Raw genomic sequence first — 16,411 nt, 5'->3', positions numbered from 1 at the left:
CGCGACATCGAAACCGGCCGCCTCGACGCCGCCGCCCTGGTGGCGGCGGTCCGGACCGCCAGCTGAAGGAGGATCGCCATGGCCGCCCGCCTCGACGACGGTGCCGAACTGTCCGAGACCCACGAGATCAACGTCACGCCGTTCATCGACGTCATGCTGGTTCTGCTGATCATCTTCATGGTGGCGGCACCGCTGGCCACCGTCGACGTGCCGGTCGACCTGCCCGGCTCGACGGCCGCCGCCTCGCCCCGTCCCGACAAGCCGCTCTACGTGACGGTCGGCGGGGACCTGTCGATCAGCGTCGGCGAGGACAAGGTGGCGCGCGAGGCGCTGGGCAGCCGTCTCGACGCGGCAACCGGCGGCGACAAGGCCGAACGCATCTTCCTCCGGGCTTGAGCCTTCCCGCCCATCCCCGACGCACTCCCCGCACCCTTCAGGGCCACCGTCCCGATCGAGTTCGTCGGGGAGTGATGAAGCCAGGAATCAGACGATGAACGTCCAACAGCCAGCGCGGCTTGCCGCCACCCTTGTCGTCCCGGTCCCCGATCCCGCCGCCTTGCGCGCCCGGCTGATCGAGCATCTGGGCAGATATGCCGAATCCGAGACGACGCCGACGGGCGACGTGCTGCTGTCCAGCGAGCTTGGCCTGTCGCGGCTGACGATCGAGGCCGGCGGCCTCAGGATCGCCTCCGAGAGCGGCGACGCCGCCGGCCTCGCCTACATCAAGATGATCATGGCCGACCATGTGCTGGAATTCACCGGCCCCGGCCTGACGCTGCACTGGACGGGGGCCGGCGCGGCCGGCTCGCCGCTGCCCTTCTTCCGCGCAATGACGGTGACGGCCGTCCGGACGGTCGGCCGCTTCCGCCGCCTGACGCTCGCCGGCGACGATCTCGGCCGCTTCGCGGAGGGCGGGTTGCACGTCCGCCTGCTGTTGCCGCCCGAGGGCGCGGCCCAGCGCTGGCCGGTGACCGGCGACGACGGCCGCCCCTTCTGGCCGGACGACAATCCGCCGCCCGCCCGCGTCTACACGCTGCGCGGCATCGATGTTGCGGCCGGCAGGGTGGAGATCGACATGCTGCTGCACGGGGAGCACGCCGACGCGCCGGGCGCCGCGTTTGCGGCGCGGGCGCGGCCGGGCGACTTGGTCGGTATGACCGGTCCCGGCGGCGGCGATCTGCCGGCGGCGGCCGATTACCTGTTGTTCGCCGATGAGACCGCTTTGCCGGCCGTCGCCCGCATGCTGGCCGAGATGCCGGCCGGCCGCCGCGTCCGCGCCTTCGTCGAGGTCGAGGACCAAGCCGACCGGCAGGCGCTGCCGACCGCCGCCGCCGCCGAGGTCGTCTGGCTCTGTCGTCGGCATGGCGAGGGGCTGGAAGCGGCCGCCGCGGCGATCGGCGCTGACGATCTCGCGCCCGATACCATCGTCTGGGGTGGCATGGAGCACGCCGCCCGCCGCGCGCTCCACCGCCGGGCGATCGACGTCTGGGGGCTGCCGCGCTCCCGGATGCGTCTCGCCTCCTACTGGCGGCGCGGCAAGGCTGGCGACGACCATCGCCACGACGACTAGGGTTCAGAACCAATCCCCTGGTTGACCACGGTGTCCTTCCCGATTCACGGGACGGGTGATCAGGGGGAGGTGATGGAGGAGGCTGTTCCGGTTGCCGGATGCGGATTGAGCGGCGATCGACAGCGCCTCCATCAGGATGCAGCGCAGCCTTTGGCGCAAAAGGGGCGCCGGGCGCGGGCTGTCGGCCGTGCCCCATCCGCCGCGTCGCCCCTTGCGATGACAAGCGGGCCGAAGACGTCCGCTCTGCCGTGGCAATCGCCACCGCCGTCCTATTCAGGCTTTGATCGAACCCGACCCTAGGTATTTATCTGCTTGTAAAAACTTGGCTTTGCAGGAGTATAATTGACTCTTGGCAAGGATAGTCGTCGTCATTTGACGATCAAAGTTACGCATATTGGGGGAGCCGGCAGTCAATGAAGAACCTGGCTTCGCTATCGCAGCTTATGGTGTTTGCGCGTATCGCCGAGACCGGTTCCCTCTCCGCAGCGGCGCGCGAACTGAACGTCACGCCGTCGGCGGTCTCCAAAAGCCTGACCCAGCTCGAACAGCGGCTTGGCATCCTGCTGATCAAGCGGACGACGCGCAGCATGACGCTGACCGAAGGGGGGCGGGCGTTGATGCAGCATACGGCCGCCATCCTCGAAAATCTGGAGGAGGCGCTCAGCGAGACGTCGCAGTTTCGCAGCTATCCGACCGGCCCGCTCCTGCTCACCAGTTCTGTTGCCTTCGGTTGCGCCCAGCTGTCCTCGATCATCGGCCGGTTTATCGAGGTGTGCCCGCAGGTGCAGGTCAACATATCGCTCGAAGACCGTTGCGTGGATCTCGCCGAGGAGAATTGCGATGTCGCGTTGCGCATCACCGCCTCGACGGTCTGGAATTATGCCTCGCGCCGGCTGGCGCCGATTCATTGGGTCTATTGCGCGGCGCCTGGCTATCTCGAGCGGTACGGCAGGATCGAGACCCCCGACGATCTCGCCAACCATCGCTGCCTCGTCTATCCGGCCATGACGCTCAACGGCTCCTGGACCTTTCAGCGCGGCAACGAGGCAAGATATGTCAGGGTGCAGGGCTGCATGGTCTCCAATTCGAGTCTCGCCCTGCTCGCCGCGACGTTGGAGCAGCGCGGGGTCGCTTGCCTCCCGACTTACGTGGTCTCCGGCAATATCCTGTCCGGCGATCTGGAAGTCGTCCTGCCCGACTACCGTTCGGCGATCACGCATACACTCTACGCTATGTACTTCCGATCGAAATACACCAATCCGACAATCCGCGGCTTCATCGATTTCATTGCCGACGATCTCGGCCCGATTCCGCCCTGGGATGCCAGCCTGCGCGCGCATTTGCCCTTCCTGACCGAAGAATGACCGTATTGTCGCCGGGCGATTCCCGCTTCGTGCCGGTCGGATCTGCTGCAGGCCGGTCTAGTGGCCGAGGGCGTGAAGTCTCCACAGGAAGATCCGATTGACGGCCGCGTTGAACGGGCCGGCCGGCACGTGGTGCCGCGACTTGCGAACGCCTGGAGCGATGGTCGCTATCACCTAACCTTGCGATATCTCTCTGTCGATCGCTTTGAAATCCCCCTCGACTGAAGTTCACCCATCGCAGCGTCGGCCTCGAATAGTTGATCGGCATTTATGAAAAATCCTCAAAAGCGTTTTGAGAAAATGCCATTTTGATTTTATTATACAATAGGTTAGCCTCTATTTCGGTTGAAACTTGGCATCTCAAGAGGCGAGCCGTGACATACAACTTCGATGAGGTCATCGACCTTCGACATGCGAATTCTGCGAAGTGGGCCTTTTCCCATGAGTTCCTGACGGAGGACGAAGCCGCCGCCGATCCGTTGCCGATGTGGGTTGCGGACATGGACTTCAAGGCGCCGCAGGCGGTTATCGACGCGCTGAAGGAGGCCGCCGACAGAGGGTTGTTCGGCTACCCCGGCGTGACGAAGCAGTACCTGGAGGCGGTTATCGGCTGGCAGCGCAAGCGGTTCGGCTGGGATGTGCCGCCGGAGTGGATCCTGCAGACGCCCGGCGTCGTCACGGCGCTGAACACCATCATCCAGGCATTCTCCCGTCCCGGAGATTCGGTCCTGGTGCAAACGCCGGTTTATGTGCATTTTCATCAGGATACCATCAACAATGGCCGGCAGGTCGCCTATGCCCCCCTGACTGTTGATGGCGATCGATACCGCTTTGACGCCAAGGTTTTCGAGGCGGCCATCCAGCCGAACACCAAGCTGTTCATTCTCTGCAATCCGCAGAATCCGACCGGAACGGTCTGGTCTGAGGACGACCTCAGGCAGATGGGTGAAATCTGCGCCCGCAGAAACGTTCTCGTCGTATCGGACGAAATTCATGGGGACCTGGTTTTCAACAGGTCGGTCAAACACATCCCCTTTGCTTCCCTCGGGCAGAAATTTGCCGAGAACAGCATCGTCTGCATGGCGCCCAGCAAGACGTTCAACATTCCGGGTTTGCAATGCTCGAACGTTATCGTCGCCAACTCCGAACTTCGGACGGAACTGGCTCGCCATCTTGGGCGCAATGGCCTGCACTTCATCAACAGCCTCGGCATGGTCGCCGGCGAGGCCGCCTACCGTCATGGCGAGCCCTGGCTTGAAGCCCTGCTCGATTATCTCAAGGGCAATCAGGAGCACTTTGCCGCCGAGATCGCCAGGTCGTTGCCGCAGCTGAAAGTGTTCAAGGCCGACGGACTCTATCTCGCGTGGATGGATTGTCGCGCACTCGGCATGGACATTGAAGCGCTGGAAAAATTCATGCTGACGAAGGCGCGGGTCTGGTTCGACAAGGGCCAGAAATTCGGTCCCGAGGGTCACGGCTTCATGCGCGTCAACCTCGGTTGTCCGCGCTCCACCGTCGACGAGTGCCTCAAGCGGCTCAAGAGCGCGCTGGCCTGAATCATCTTCGAGAAATGAGGAACGGGAACTCCTGCAGGAGAGGAGCCACCCATAGCATTGGGGGGAGGAAGTAACATGGTTGACAGGAAGATCACGAGAAATACCGACAGCCTGAAAAAAGAACTCAGTTTGCCAATGGTGTTCTGCGTCGCCTTGAAGCAGGTCGTCGGCGGCGGTGTGATTGCCTTGACGGGCGTTGCCATCGGCCTGACGGGCGCAGGCGTTCCGTTTGCCTATGCGCTCGCCGCCATGACCTCGATCATGGCGGGCATTCCCTTTGCCATCATGAGTTCGGCCATGCCGGTCACCGGCGGCACCTACACATGGCCAACCCGGCTGATTTCGCCGCTTTCCGGGTTCCTTACGTTGTGGTTCTTTTTCCTGACCAACGTCGCACTGTCACTCTATGCGATCACGGCCGCCAACTGCATTGCCGTATTCTATCCGGGCTTCCCGGAATGGCTGCGTCTTCCGCAGACGGCAATGGCCTTCATCATTCTGACGGCTTTCTACCTGCTCAACATGTCCGGAGCCAAGCTGACCGCCAAGGTGGGCATGGTCCTGACGCTGATCATGGCAAGCGCCATCCTGCTCTTCATCACAACCGGACTGCCCGCGGTCCAGGCGGAGAATTTCAGCGAGCTGCTGCCCAACGGCTTCTCCGGACTGATCAGTGCCGCCGGCATCCTGCTTTTCACGACCGGCGGGGCGGCCATGGTTGGTGAACTGGGCGGGGAAATGAAAAATCCGGGGCGCGATATCCCCATCGCCATCATCGGCGCAACCAGCATTGCCGCTGTCGCCTATATCCTGGCAAGTTCCGTGGCGGCTGGCGTCCTGCCGATTTCGGAAGTCGCCAACAAGCCGCTGACCCTGGTGGCGGAACACATCATGTCGCGTGGACAGTTCCTGTACTTCTCCATCGGCGCCGGCATCATCAGCATTCTCGGCATCATCAATACCCAGATGCTCTGGGGCAGCAAGAGCCTGCTCGTCGCCTGCGATGACAACTGGCTGCCGCGCAAGCTGGCGAGCGTCAACAAGCGGTTCGGTACGCCGCACTATCTTCTGACGATTCTCTACCTGATCGGGGTGCTTCCCATTGCCCTCAATCTGTCCGTGAAGGAAATCTCCATCGCCTCCGGCATCACCGGCGTCGTCGCCCAGGTCGTCATCATTGTCTGCTGCTTCGTCCTGTATCGAAACCACAAGGATATCTATGATCGGGGCACCTTCAAGGTCCGCTCGAAACCGCTGCTGATGACCATTATCGCGATCGCCTTCCTGCTGAACTGCTTCCTGGTCATCATGATGTTCATCAGTGAGGCAAGCCTGATGACGGCGGTGCTGATCGGGGGCTGGTTGGTTGTCGGCATCGTCATTGCCGCAATCCGTCGAAAGGGCATTCTGGAAAATACGATCGAGAGTGCGGTCCCCAGTCCGTAAGGCTGCCCGTCATGGCACAAGAGCAGCAAAGGGGGCTCGGTCCCCTTTGTTGCATTTTCATAGGCGCTCAGCGCAGCTCAACGTCTTTCGGGCGGTATCGAGTGAGCTGCACCGGCAAACGCGCGATTGTCTTGAAGAGAGACTAGCGGAATGCGTCGTTCAGAACCCTGAACGTCTCTTGCATGCCGGCCAGCGTCCGCATGATGCCCTGCGAATTGCCAGACTGACAACTGGAATTCTGCATGAAGGCGTTTAGGGCCAGCAGGAAGATCGCTATCAAGACGAGCCGATTCACGACGAATGTCAGAGCCGATCTGATCATATTCCCGGCTCGCTGAGATCCCTGACGCGTTGCGCCAACATGTCGCGCTCGGCCTTCAGCTTTCGAATCCGACGCGCCACTTCGATCGGGATGACTTTACCGTCATCCGGATCCAGGAATGAGATGCCCAGCGCCTTTGCTTCTCTCCACACTATGCGCGCCCGGCGGCTGTGCCCCTTGAGGGGGATGACCAACTCGAACTCGTCGGGAACGAACACGGCATCGGCAAACTCGATCCTCGCGCCGCTCTGCGACATGTTCCGCACCAAGCCGTCAATCGTCGACCAACGGTTGTTGAAGGCGATCTGGCTTCCCAGATAGGTACGGTTCCGATGCTCTCTGCGCCGATCAAACACGGGAAATGCCTTCCTTTGAAACACATTGACGTTTCAAGCCCTAACCGGCGCAAGCCTGATGCCAATGCACGCCCGATCAACCGTCCTGGCCGATTTCCGCCTCGCCGCTTGTCCGGGGTAGCGAGATGGCGGGAACGCCGAGGATGGGAGGGCGGGCTCGAAAGCTCGCCTTCTGCGCAAGGTTACGGCACCGCCATCGGGCGGAAGCTCTGAACGAAGGGCTTGAAGCTGCCAGGCTCAAGCACCGGAGCGTAAAGCTCGCGGGCCGCAAGGTTGGTCTCCAAGCGGGCGCTGTTGCTCGCCGATCGATCGGCTTTGACAGACAGCAATCCGAATAGTATGTTCCACTCAGTGATGGGAATGGAGCTTCCCGATAACTGCCTAAGTGCTGATAGCTCCTGCTCAAAACGGGCCGCAGGTCCGTCGCGGCAGGGCTGTTTCGAAACCCGCCGCTGGCGGGTTTTTTGTTGCCCCAGGTATTGGTCGAGAGGGCAACCTGATGAACGCCATATGTCCCAAGCGTTCGATGTTCTCTCCTCCTGTCGGAGGAGTATCGCCGTGAAGGGACTTCAGCAAGCCTGGCAGTTCTGGGCTATCCTTTCCGCCGTATTCGCGGCGTTGACCGCGATCTTCGCCAAAATCGGTGTTGGGAGTGTCAATTCCGATCTTGCAACGTTCATTCGCACGATTGTCATTCTGGCTGTTCTGGCGGGCATGGTCACGGCACTCGGCGAGTGGCAGCCATTCGGCGAAATCTCCCAGCGAACCTACCTCTTCCTGGTGCTCTCTGGACTAGCGACCGGAGGGTCATGGCTTTGCTACTTCCGGGCCTTGAAGGTCGGTGATGCTGCCCGCGTAGCGCCGATCGATAAGCTCAGCGTCGTCCTGGTCGCTGTTTTCTCCGTGTTTTTTCTCGGTGAACGTCTGACTTTGCCGAACTGGCTTGGCGTCATTCTAGTCGGAGCCGGCGCAATCCTGGTCGCCTGCAAGGGATGAGCCCCGGCCTTAACGAGATGGAGGATCGTATGGCTCCCGGTCGAACCTCAGAACCAAAGATCATTGTCGCCCTGCTGCCGGAGCCGGAAACGGTGGCCACCTGCCTCGATTGCGCGCTGGCTGCCGCCAATGGCTTCGAGGCGACGATCTCCGCCATCCAGATCGGCTTCAATCCGAAGTTTGCCTTCGTGCCGCCGGAGGAGATCGCCATCCAGCAGTTGCGCGAGTTGCGCGAAGGCACCATTGCCCAACGCCTCGCTCGCACCAAGGCCGCCTATGACGCATGGCTCGCCGACCGTCGGCACGCGCCCATCAGCTGGAAGCATGACGAGGGCGACGTCGGGCAATTGGTCGCCGCCGAAACGGGTAGCGCCGATCTCGTGGTGATGGGCAACCCGGTGCGCCTTGATGGCCGCGACGCTTTCCACGCGACCTTATTCTGGTCGAAACGGCTGCTCTTGGTTGCGCCGCCCGATCCCAGGGAAGGCCCTCGACTGGAACGCGTCATTGGCCGCCATATCGTCGTCGGCTGGAAGCCGGGCGAACCTGTAAAGCGGGCGGCAAGACAAGCGCTGCCCTGGCTGCAAAGGGCTGGCAAGGTGACGGTGGTGTCGGTGGAGAAGCCCGGCGCCGATTACCAGGCCACGGCTCGCGCCTTCTTCTCCGAGCTTGGCATCGCCGTTGACTGCGTTGAACTCAGGCGCGAGGCCGGCAGTGTCGGCCGTCAATTGCTGGCCGCCGCCGACCGGCTCGGCGCCGACAGCCTGTTGATTGGCGCCTTCAAACACGGCGCCCTTTGGGAAGCGATCCTCGGCGGCGTCACCCGCGACGTGCTCGCCGCAGCCCATATCCCCGTTTTCATGATGTGTTGAAGCAGGTCGATAAAGGAGATCCTCCATGGCCTTGATTGACAAAGTGACCGCCCGCGAAATCCTCGATTCGCGCGGCAATCCAACCGTCCGCGTCTACGTGACGCTCGACGACGGCACGTGCGTATCGGCCTCGGTGCCCTCGGGCGCCTCGACCGGCGAAAACGAGGCCGTCGAACTGCGGGATGGCGACAAGTCACGCTACGGCGGCAAGGGTGTTCTCAAGGCCGTCGCCAACGTGATCGACGTCATCGGTCCGGCTCTCAAGGGATGCGATCCCATCGCGCAGGCGGAAATCGACGCGCGGATGATCGATCTCGACGGCACCGGCAACAAGGCCAAGCTTGGCGCCAATGCCATTCTCGGCGTCTCCATGGCCGTGGCGCGGGCCGGGTCCGCTGTCAGCCGCCTGCCGCTCTACGCCTATCTCGGCGGCGTCGGCGCCACGCGTCTGCCGGTCCCGATGATGAATATCCTCAACGGCGGCAAGCACGCCGACAACTCCGTGGATTTCCAGGAGTTCATGGTGATGCCGGCGGGGCGGCCGAGCTTTGCCGAGGCGCTGCGTTGTGGCGCCGAGGTGTTCCATGCGCTGTCCAGGATCCTAGCCAGGAAGGGCTATTCCACCGCCGTCGGCGACGAAGGCGGCTTCGCGCCCAATCTGAAGAGCAACGAGGAAGCCTGCGAGCTGATCGTCGCCGCCATCGAGAAGGCGGGCTACGAACCCGGCAAGGACGCCGTCATTGCCCTCGACCCGGCCTCCAGCTCCTTCTTCGAAAAGGGCGCCTACAATCTTGAGAAGTCTGGCCTCGGCAGGAAGACCGCCGACGAGATGATCGACATTTACGAGAAGTGGATCGGCGCCTATCCGATTGCCTCGATCGAAGACGGCCTTGCCGAAAATGACTGGGAGGGCTTCGCCCGTCAGACGGCCAAGCAAGGCGACCGCATCCAGATCGTCGGCGACGACCTGTTCGTCACTAACGTCGCGTTCGTGAAGCGCGGCATCGCCGAGAAATCGGCCAACGCCGTGCTGATCAAGCTCAACCAGATCGGTACCGTCTCGGAAACGGTGAAAACCATCAACCTCTGTCGCGCCGCCGGCTGGGCCTATGTGGTCTCGCACCGTTCGGGTGAAACCGAGGACGCCTTCATGGCCGATTTCGCGGTTGCCATGGGCGGCGGTCAGATCAAGACCGGCTCGGCCTGCCGTTCCGAGCGCATCGCCAAGTACAACCGCCTTTTGGAGATCGAGGCGGAACTGGGCGACGCCGCCGAGTTCCGCTCGCCATTCGCCTGAGCCGTCAAACCGGGGAGGTGGGAAACCGCCTCTCCCGGGTTGCGATATCCGGCAATCTTTTCTCGGGCCGAACCTTGCCGACCCGGGAGGCCGCTTCCGCACGGTCTCGCCGCTGCCGATCGTTTGACTGGAGATGCTTTCCATGGGTTATCTCGGCTACCTGCTGGTCTTTCTCGGTGCCGGCGTTGGCGGCGCACTGCGCCACGGCGTCAACCTCGGCGCCGCTCGCCTCCTCGGCTCCGGGCTTCCCTACGGCACCTTCGCGATCAACGTGATCGGCAGCTTCGTGATGGGGATTCTCACCGAATACTGGGCGCAGAAAAGCGGTCTGCCACAGCCGCTGCGCCTGTTCCTCACCACCGGTATCCTCGGCGGCTTCACCACTTTCTCCACCTTCTCGCTCGATACCGCCATGCTCTGGGAGCGCGGCGAGGGTGTGGCCGCCGTTGCCTATGCCGCCGCCTCGGTGGTCCTGTCGATCGCTGCGCTGTTCGCAGGCTTCGCCCTCGTCCGAATGATGGTTCCCGCGCAGATCTAGCCAGGAGGGATTGCCATGGAAGCCCGCTCCTCCGATCCTTCCTCGGTGGCCGCCGCTTCAGCGAAACCGGTGGCGGTGAGCATTCTTTCGGTCGATCCGGCAACCGCCTTTGACAGCGAACCCGCGGAGCCATCCTGCTTCCCGGACCTCAACCTTGATCAAATCGTCGCTGCGGCAACAGCGCCCAAGCCCGAATACAACCTTGTTCCAATCTTCCGTGCGCCGCTGCCGGATACCACGAATGTCCTCTACCGGCAGGCAATCTTCCGGGACATCGAACGGCCATCGGTGCGTGCCACACTCGATGGCTTCGCCGGGGGCATGCGAGCGCTCCGGGCTAACCGGCAGCAGATAGACAAGATCCATCATGAGCGCGAGCGGCAAGCCTGGTTTCTTGACGGTGTCCTGCTCTACGACGAAGCGGTCCGCCGCTTCGCGGCCGTCTTTTCCTCCATTGAACTTGCATCTCCCGGCCTTGTCGCCTTCCGCGACTATCTTGCCTCCTATACGGTGGAGGAACGGTTCAAAAGGCTGGCGGACGCCACGCTCGATCTCAAGCGGCAGCTCGCCTCGGTCTCCTATTGCGTCTACCTGATCGGCAGTCACGTTCACGTCGGTCCGTTGGACGACGAGCCCGATTTTACCGAGGAAATCCTCGGCGTCTTCGCCAAGTTCAAGCAGGCGGACGCCAAGGATCATCGCGCCAAGCTCCGCGACGACGGGCAGATGAACCACATCGAGGCCAGGATTCTGGATCTGGTGGCCGAGCTAAACTCCGATCTGTTCGGTCGCCTCGATGCTTTCGTCGCTGCCAACACCGACTTCATCGACCCGACCATCGCCGCCTTCGACCGCGAGGTTCAATTCTATCTCGCCTGGCTCGACCATATCGCGCCGTTCAGGGCTCGCGGGCTGCCGTTCTGCTATCCGGCAGTCATGCCGAACAAGGAGGTCAAGGCCGAAGGCGCGTTCGATCTGGCCCTGGCGGCAGCGCTTGCCAAGGAGGACCGCGCTGTTATCGCCAACGATTTCGAGTTGAGCGGCGACGAGCGTATCCTGGTGATCACCGGCCCCAACCAGGGCGGAAAGACGACCTTCGCCCGCATGTTCGGCCAGTTGCATTACCTCGCGGCGCTGGGGTGCCCGATCCCGGCTGTCAGCGCGCGCCTCCATCTCTTTGACAGTCTGCTCACCCATTTCGAGCGGCCGGAGGTGGCTACCTCGGAGCGCAGCAAGCTGGAAGACGACCTGTTGCGGATGCGCGACATCCTCGATGTGGCGACGGAACAGAGCATCATCATCCTCAACGAGATCTTCACATCGACCACGCTCGCCGATGCCCTTTGGCTGAGCCGCGAGGTGATGACGCGCCTTATCGAGCGCAACATTCTTGGCGTCTGGGTCACTTTCATCGATGAACTGGCCTCCTTCTCGTCGGCGACGGTCAGCATGGTCGGCGGCGTCGACCGTAACGACGATGCGGTGCGCACCTTCCGCCTGACGCGGCGTCCGGCCGACGGGCTCGCCTACGCCATGGCGCTGGCCGAGCGGCACAGGCTGACCTACCGGAGTCTCAGGGAGCGCATCCGATGAAAGTGCATCTGCTGTTTCCCGATCGGGATCTCGATCGCTCCGGTCCTCTTCCGCCCGGTGCGGACGCGCTGACCGTCGATCTTGGCCTCGAAACGCTGGTGATGGCCATGGCGGCCGGTGACAGGCTGATTGCCGAGATCGGCCGGCTGGTTCTTCTCGGCTCGACCGAGGCGGATGCCGATCTCGTGCGCTTCCGGCAGGCCGTCCTGTCCGACTGCATGGACAATCCGCGCGTCGTCCAGCAACTCTATGCGCTTGCCGGAGAGGCGCTCGACATCGAGCGCCAGGAGGGTTGGCGCTGGGCCGACTCCCCATCGGCAATCCTGGCGCGGTCGAGAGGGCTGCTGTCAACCTTCATGGAGATCCTCGGCCGCATCAAGGCCCTCACGGCCAAGCACGGCGACCGTTTCTGCTCGCTGGGCTTCCGGGGTCTGTTCGCCATGCTGGAACGCGAACTCAACGACGCCTATTTCGCTGAGGTGCAGACCGAACTCGCCCGTCTGCAGTTCAACGACGGCATCCTGATCAGTGCCACGCTGGGCCCGGGCAATCACGGTGTCGCCCATGTGCTGCGTCGCTGGTCGAGGGGAAAATCTTTCGTCGAGCAGCTCATTGGCCGCCAGGCGCCTTCCCGGCACTTCGAGATCGCTCCGCGCGATGAAGCCGGCTGGAAGGCGCGCGAGCAGCTGGAGGCACGTGGATTGAACCTCGTTGCCAACGCCGTGGCGCAATCGGTCGACCACGTCCTGGGCTTCTTCGCCACGCTCAGAACGGAGTTGGCCTTCTATCTCGGCGGTCTCAACCTCCGCAATGCACTGGCTGAACGCCTCTTGCCCTTCTGCCTGCCGATACCTTCCACCCCCGACGCGCTACACTTGTCTGCAACGGGGCTTTATGATGTCGGCCTCGCTCTCGGGACCGACGGCAGAGTTGTCGCCAACGATCTGGATGCGGACGGACGGCACTTGGTCATCGTCACCGGCGCCAATCGCGGTGGCAAGACAACCTTCCTGCGCAGTCTCGGTCTGGCCTTCCTGATGATGCAGGCGGGACTGATGGTGCCCGCCATCGCCTTCTCGGCAAGCGTCGCCGACCAGATCCTCAGCCACTTCCGTAAGGAGGAGGATGCGGATATGCGCTCCGGCAAGCTCGACGAGGAGCTGACGCGCATGGACGCCCTCGCCGAAGCCGCCACGCACCGCTCGCTGTTCCTGTTCAACGAGTCCTTCGCCGCCACCAACGAACGCGAAGGTTCGAAAATCGCCGGAGAGATTACCAGGGCGCTGATCGAGCGGGGTGTGCGGGTCGTCTTCGTCACCCACCTCTACACCTTCGCCCATGCCATGCTCGTCGAACAGGGGGGCGTCGGCGTGTTCCTCAGAGCGACGAAGCCAAGCGACGACGGCCGCATCTTTCCCCTGGAGCGGGCCGAGCCGATGGACACCAGCTTCGGACGCGATTTGTTCGCCGCTGTGATGCGCTCCTGAGTGGAGCCGCGTAAACCATTCCGCCCCGCAGCCCCCTCCTGTGCGGGCAAGCTCATCGCCGCGAATGTTCAATTCCTTGAGGGCATCGGTCACGCCGTCAATGGCTGCGCCGTTCGCCGTGGCAACGTAGCTCCCCTGCTGCCACGTCTGGGCCGACACGCCAGCCTTGCGAGCCTCGCGGGTCAACCTCGGCAATGCTGTCGGCAACCTGCTTCACGGCGACGGCGGTTCCGACCTTTACCATAGGCAAGGGTGCGAATGCGCCGTTCGCGGATCGACTTCTTGAGCTACTCCCTGAAGCCGACGGTGTAGCCCCAACAGAGGGGGCATCGCCAAGATATGCCGCTCCAGATTAACCCGCCCCAAGGTTTCAATCACCTTCATGCTAGCGGGAAATACCTGAACGTGGGCATGGCCAATCGGCCAGCATCCTCATTTCCAGTTCCTCAGGGTCCAGCCAATCATAAGCGCGACAGCAATCATTACAAAAATAGCAAGTAAGAACCGTCCGACGAATAGGGCAACACTTGCGGCGGTACTGATCCCGAGATCGCGCTTAAACCAGCGGACCTGGGCCAGCCCGTACCAGATTGTCGCCACAACAACCACCGTAAATCCCACCGTCAAACCCCCGCCGTGGGGGACGAGAAGCATGTCCAGACCAAGGCCTGCAACGAACACGAATACAGTGGCAACGTAGCATTGGCTGTAGAATGGTGGTCGCAGCGTCTCCCTCGTAAGCTTGATTGACTTTTTCCTTACCAAGGTCACCGCCATTACCAGCGGCAGCAAGCCGAAGATCATACCACGCGCCAGCAACAGGTTCGCGGTGGACTCCAGGAGAGGGGGAAGGCTCGCGTCAGCATATATGGATGGAACGGCGCTGGAGATCGCCTGAGACAGCAGAAGGGTCAGTAGCAGGAATAATGGCGGGCTGAGCGTGTCGCTATACTGATCTTCAGGGCGATCCTCCAGCTCCTCATCGGCATACTGCATCATTCGGAGGGGACTTACGATGGATCTCCACATGGTGATTGGATAGAAAACCAGCCAGGATACTATCTCATAGAGAAGATCCTCAACGGATTTCAGCAACTTCATGAAGTCCAACTCGACCTCCATCTCGATCCCGCTGCACAGCTATCGCATTGGGCTATCTGTTTTACGATTTAACCTGCCAATGAGGAACCTGGAGCAATGAAAGGAACATCTGAGCGCCTGTTGAACGTGGCCGCTTGATAAGCCGTTGGGGATAGGGCACGCTGCCACTGTATAAATGCGGAGTTTGCCCCATGCACAGATCGAAGTGGTTCTTGGCGACCCTGTTCGTAGCAGGCTCTGCGGCAGGGATGGCGCAGGCTAATGTCCCCTTTTTCAACGCGGCGTGCCCCGGTCGGGTCGAGGTCCATGCGGATGAAGGCGGACCAATCTACGTCAACGGTAAGGAAGCCAGGCTCAAGCGCTTCAACGACAACTATTATGAGGCGCGTTCTGGAAATGTGACGATCTCCCTGAGTATCAGGCCGGATGGCAGCCCAGACATATCATATACGGGCAAAGGCGGTGCAAACGGTGTCTGCCAGATCAAGAGCGAACGCTCTGCGGATGACCAACCGGAGCGCAGCAATAAAGCCGATCAACAGCCGGCAGACCGTCGCCAGGGCGTGGATACCACTGCGATGCCTGCTTTTTGCCGAGGAGAGGCGTCGGCCGAATTTGATCGTAGACCCTCGGAGATCACGACCAATATGGCGTTCAAGAGTGGCAATCGCTATGTGGTTCAAGGCAATTTTCCTGACCAAGAGCGAACCACCTTTTTCAATTGCTGGTTCGATGCCGACGGCAATTTCGTCTCGGTCAATTAAAATGAGGCTCTGGGTGTAGCTGGTATTCCAATGCTTCAGTGGATCGAACACCGCAGATTGCCGTTCGTCGCAGGCAATCCGGCGATAAGTGGTCGTGGCTGTGTGTTGATTATCGCCTCTATCCTGCTCGGCTTTACTATCCTCTCGTCGCCCCAGGCGAAATCTCTTTCGGGCGGCCTGACCATCATTCCGGCATTATTATTCACCGCTCTACCGCTTTCGGCTCTCGCTTATGTTTCCGAAGGGCGCGCGAACGCACTGTTTCGGCACTATGATATAAAGGCACTCGGACTGTCGCTTCTGTTCGCACTCTGCACGATCACGGCCTCATTTTTAGCGGGATGGATCGCGTCCTTCGACACCGCGATGAAACAGAATCCAGTCAATGACCTTGTTGCGGCAATGCGGCTTTCCGAACTGCCCGTCTTCCTGATCAGGACATTCGTGCAACTGATCGGTGAGGAGCTTGCAACGATCCTGCCTTTGCTCGCTGCGACGTGGCTGTTTATGAGCCGCCTACATGCGTCCTATGCCTCCAGCATATGGGCTGGCACCCTGGTTTCGACCTTGTGGTTCTCGGCGATGCATCTGCCAACATATGATTGGAACATTGTGCAGTGCTTCCTGGTGATTGGCATCAGCAGGCTGATTCTGACGGCATCCTACCTCTATACCAAGAATATTTGGGTATCCGCCGGTGCTCATATCATTAATGACTGGACATTTTTTGCGCTCGGTTATGCCGGGAGTCATGTCTCGGTAGCCAGTAGCCAGATATTTATTTGACCAGATCTTTTGCCCCGGACTGTGCGGTTGCGGGGCGAGATATAACGGACCCAGTTCAAGCTGCGAGTGGAATACTGCTTAAGGTGCATCATCATGGCGGGAGGCACGTCAGCACTCACACTGTGTTCAATGTACGCACTACCAGTGCCTTTGCTGGGTCGAATTAAGGATTCCGCTCAGTCTGACGGAATCTCGTGCCACAGGGGATTGCCAATAGGCTGGTCTTCCAGCAGCTCGGAAAAGCGACCGACCGAGTTGAGGAAATAATTGATCGTGTCCCAGGGCGTGGTGTAGCTTCGGCGCTCGCCGTGCCTTCCGGACAGAGCCGGGAACGTGTCAGCTTGCCGCTGGCAGGCTGATGAG

At 61.4% G+C, this 16,411-nt stretch carries 14 protein-coding genes, 2 pseudogenes and 1 riboswitch; of the genes and pseudogenes, 13 read left to right on the top strand and 3 right to left on the bottom strand.

The genetic code is table 11. The features are described 5' to 3' along the window. Positions 1-78 precede the first annotated feature (78 nt). The 5 genes and pseudogenes from H512_RS25035 to H512_RS0119140 all read left to right on the top strand — a co-directional run. Positions 79-393, top strand: a pseudogene (locus H512_RS25035) (biopolymer transporter ExbD); the annotation flags it as partial. A gap of 97 nt (positions 394-490) precedes the next feature. After that, positions 491-1,570, top strand: a complete 1,080-nt coding sequence (locus H512_RS0119155; RefSeq protein ID WP_026784799.1) for a siderophore-interacting protein — start codon at positions 491-493, stop codon at positions 1,568-1,570. 413 nt (positions 1,571-1,983) lie between these two features. After that, positions 1,984-2,934 (top strand): LysR family transcriptional regulator, encoded by a 951-nt coding sequence (locus H512_RS0119150; RefSeq protein WP_026784798.1) that lies wholly within the window; start codon positions 1,984-1,986, stop codon positions 2,932-2,934. Positions 2,935-3,308: 374 nt separating this feature from the next. Further along, complete coding sequence (locus tag H512_RS0119145; protein WP_245585459.1) at positions 3,309-4,490, top strand: MalY/PatB family protein; 1,182 nt, start codon at positions 3,309-3,311, stop codon at positions 4,488-4,490. Between the two features lie 75 nt (positions 4,491-4,565). Beyond that, positions 4,566-5,936, top strand: coding sequence for an APC family permease (locus H512_RS0119140; RefSeq protein WP_084798626.1), 1,371 nt, complete (start codon positions 4,566-4,568; stop codon positions 5,934-5,936). A 318-nt stretch (positions 5,937-6,254) separates the two neighbouring features. On the opposite strand, the gene H512_RS25030 is transcribed toward H512_RS0119140, so the two are convergent. Next, on the bottom strand, positions 6,255-6,614 hold the full coding sequence (locus H512_RS25030) for a PilZ domain-containing protein (protein WP_053240071.1): 360 nt from the start codon (positions 6,612-6,614) through the stop codon (positions 6,255-6,257). A gap of 347 nt (positions 6,615-6,961) precedes the next feature. After that, positions 6,962-7,022, top strand: a riboswitch (Fluoride riboswitch). 150 nt (positions 7,023-7,172) lie between these two features. On the opposite strand from H512_RS25030, the gene H512_RS0119120 reads away from it, so the two are divergent. The 6 genes from H512_RS0119120 (at position 7,173) to H512_RS0119095 (ending at position 13,397) form a co-directional block, all read left to right on the top strand. Beyond that, positions 7,173-7,610, top strand: a complete 438-nt coding sequence (locus H512_RS0119120; RefSeq protein ID WP_026784794.1) for an EamA family transporter — start codon at positions 7,173-7,175, stop codon at positions 7,608-7,610. A 29-nt stretch (positions 7,611-7,639) separates the two neighbouring features. Further along, entirely contained in the window at positions 7,640-8,482 is an 843-nt protein-coding gene (locus H512_RS0119115) for a universal stress protein (protein ID WP_026784793.1), read from the top strand. Positions 8,483-8,507: 25 nt separating this feature from the next. Next, entirely contained in the window at positions 8,508-9,779 is a 1,272-nt protein-coding gene (gene eno / locus H512_RS0119110; RefSeq protein ID WP_026784792.1) for a phosphopyruvate hydratase, read from the top strand. Positions 9,780-9,921: 142 nt separating this feature from the next. Further along, complete coding sequence (gene crcB / locus H512_RS0119105; RefSeq protein WP_026784791.1) at positions 9,922-10,317, top strand: fluoride efflux transporter CrcB; 396 nt, start codon at positions 9,922-9,924, stop codon at positions 10,315-10,317. Between the two features lie 15 nt (positions 10,318-10,332). Then, positions 10,333-11,910: a MutS-related protein gene (locus H512_RS0119100; RefSeq protein WP_084798623.1), complete on the top strand. Its 1,578-nt coding sequence runs from the start codon at positions 10,333-10,335 to the stop codon at positions 11,908-11,910. Further along, positions 11,907-13,397, top strand: a complete 1,491-nt coding sequence (locus H512_RS0119095) for a MutS-related protein (protein ID WP_026784789.1) — start codon at positions 11,907-11,909, stop codon at positions 13,395-13,397. Before H512_RS0119100 ends, H512_RS0119095 begins: the two co-directional genes overlap by 4 nt. A 432-nt stretch (positions 13,398-13,829) precedes the next feature. On the opposite strand, the gene H512_RS0119090 is transcribed toward H512_RS0119095, so the two are convergent. Further along, entirely contained in the window at positions 13,830-14,498 is a 669-nt protein-coding gene (locus tag H512_RS0119090) for a permease (protein ID WP_245585460.1), read from the bottom strand. Positions 14,499-14,710: 212 nt separating this feature from the next. On the opposite strand from H512_RS0119090, the gene H512_RS27680 reads away from it, so the two are divergent. Beyond that, positions 14,711-15,262 carry a hypothetical protein gene (locus H512_RS27680; RefSeq protein WP_245585458.1) on the top strand — a complete coding sequence of 184 codons (552 nt, stop codon included), beginning with the start codon at positions 14,711-14,713 and terminating at the stop codon, positions 15,260-15,262. 30 nt (positions 15,263-15,292) lie between these two features. After that, the gene (locus tag H512_RS25025) at positions 15,293-16,048 is read left to right on the top strand and encodes a CPBP family intramembrane glutamic endopeptidase (RefSeq protein WP_084798622.1); all 756 of its coding nucleotides are present in this window, start codon (positions 15,293-15,295) and stop codon (positions 16,046-16,048) included. Positions 16,049-16,224: 176 nt separating this feature from the next. Here the strand turns inward: H512_RS25025 and H512_RS27485 are convergent. Continuing rightward, positions 16,225-16,411, bottom strand: a pseudogene (locus tag H512_RS27485) (hypothetical protein); the annotation flags it as partial.

Source organism: Pleomorphomonas koreensis DSM 23070, assembly GCF_000425185.1.
In the GTDB taxonomy this organism is placed as follows: domain Bacteria; phylum Pseudomonadota; class Alphaproteobacteria; order Rhizobiales; family Pleomorphomonadaceae; genus Pleomorphomonas; species Pleomorphomonas koreensis.
This window is presented reverse-complemented; position numbering and strand designations above follow the sequence as displayed.

Excerpts from the sequence above, each read along its gene's own strand:
- H512_RS0119155 (WP_026784799.1), top strand. The coding sequence starts at position 491 with ATGAACGTCCAACAGCCAGCGCGGCTTGCCGCCACCCTTGTCGTCCCG.
- H512_RS0119150 (WP_026784798.1), top strand. The coding sequence starts at position 1,984 with ATGAAGAACCTGGCTTCGCTATCGCAGCTTATGGTGTTTGCGCGTATC.
- H512_RS0119140 (WP_084798626.1), top strand. The coding sequence starts at position 4,566 with ATGGTTGACAGGAAGATCACGAGAAATACCGACAGCCTGAAAAAAGAA.
- H512_RS0119115 (WP_026784793.1), top strand. The coding sequence starts at position 7,640 with ATGGCTCCCGGTCGAACCTCAGAACCAAAGATCATTGTCGCCCTGCTG.
- eno (WP_026784792.1), top strand. The coding sequence starts at position 8,508 with ATGGCCTTGATTGACAAAGTGACCGCCCGCGAAATCCTCGATTCGCGC.
- crcB (WP_026784791.1), top strand. The coding sequence starts at position 9,922 with ATGGGTTATCTCGGCTACCTGCTGGTCTTTCTCGGTGCCGGCGTTGGC.
- H512_RS0119100 (WP_084798623.1), top strand. The coding sequence starts at position 10,333 with ATGGAAGCCCGCTCCTCCGATCCTTCCTCGGTGGCCGCCGCTTCAGCG.
- H512_RS0119095 (WP_026784789.1), top strand. The coding sequence starts at position 11,907 with ATGAAAGTGCATCTGCTGTTTCCCGATCGGGATCTCGATCGCTCCGGT.
- H512_RS0119090 (WP_245585460.1), bottom strand. The coding sequence starts at position 14,498 with ATGAAGTTGCTGAAATCCGTTGAGGATCTTCTCTATGAGATAGTATCC.
- H512_RS25025 (WP_084798622.1), top strand. The coding sequence starts at position 15,293 with ATGCTTCAGTGGATCGAACACCGCAGATTGCCGTTCGTCGCAGGCAAT.